The organism is Oleiphilus sp. HI0117, assembly GCF_001635235.1.
This window is the reverse complement of the sequence record NZ_LWGA01000222.1, coordinates 1-1,101: the sequence shown is the minus strand read 5'-3', so window position 1 is coordinate 1,101 and position 1,101 is coordinate 1. Positions and strand designations below refer to the sequence as shown.

Here is a 1,101-nt window from a genome sequence, read left to right as displayed (position 1 = left end):
TAATGATCAGTCTCCGCAACAGTTTAGGGCGGGAGACAGTCACAGTACGCTAAACCTCCCAACTGAACAGTCTTACTCAAGCTTTATCTTATTGCCACTCCTCACGTTCGCTACTCAAAGTAAATGCCTTTTCATTGGCGGACCAGGCCGGGGTAAAACGGCTAGTGCAATCTTGATGGGTATCATGGGCGGTTATACGACAAAAGAAGTTAAACGAGCCATGCAACATGGCCATCCGCAGATGACAGTGGCTGATTTGCTGGGTAATCCCTTGCCATCGGATCTGGCCTCGGCCGAAGCGATCGAAGACATCCGCATATCGTGGCGGAAATGGCTTGGAATGCGCGTAAAAATAGTCGATGAATACAACCGTATCCCTACACGAACGCAAAGCGCTTTGCTGACTGTGATGGGAGACAACTACGCAGAACTCTACAACCAGGTCTTTGAATGTCCTGATGCGGCCTGGTATTTAACTGCAAATGATGATCAGGGTGGCGGAACCTACCAGGTGATCGAAGCCTTAAAAGATCGTATTGATGTCGTTGTCCAAGCTTTGTCATTTAACCCTAGATTTCTGAATCAGTTGCTTCTACGTATTGAAGAAGGTGTAAAGCCAGAAGATATGGTTCCACCTCAGATCATTTTCACCGAAGATGAGATCTCAGACATGTCGCTAGCGATACGCAATATCACAGTACCTGCAGGGATTCGGCGCAGAATAGAGTTCTTTACGAGTCACTTTGAGTATTCGGAGTATTCTGCCTCTCAGTTTGAATATAAAACAAAGGACACGTCACGATTATCAGGCGTCAAATCACATGTGTTAGCGTCTATTGATAATGGTCGTGATCGTCTAAAAGATCTTGGTTGTCAGACCCTAAACGGAATCTCAGTTCGTTCTTTGATGTCACTACTACAGTTTGCTAAAGCTCTCGCGTTTTTTAGGGGTAATGACACGGTTGAGTTAAACGATGTAAGGCAAGTACTCCCATTCGTTTTTCATTCCCGGCTTTTTGCTGACATGGATTCACCGTTTTTCGAACTGTCTGAGAATACTTTTTATCGAAGCGATAAGATCGGCTGGTTGCGTCACCTCTT

Annotated in this window: 1 protein-coding gene; it reads left to right on the top strand. The window is 45.5% G+C overall.

Features of this window, described 5'->3' with window-relative positions; genetic code table 11:
* Window positions 1–175: 175 nt before the first annotated feature.
* The coding region (locus A3757_RS02825; RefSeq protein ID WP_197469685.1) for an AAA family ATPase at window positions 176–1,101 on the top strand (926 nt) is incomplete at its 3' end.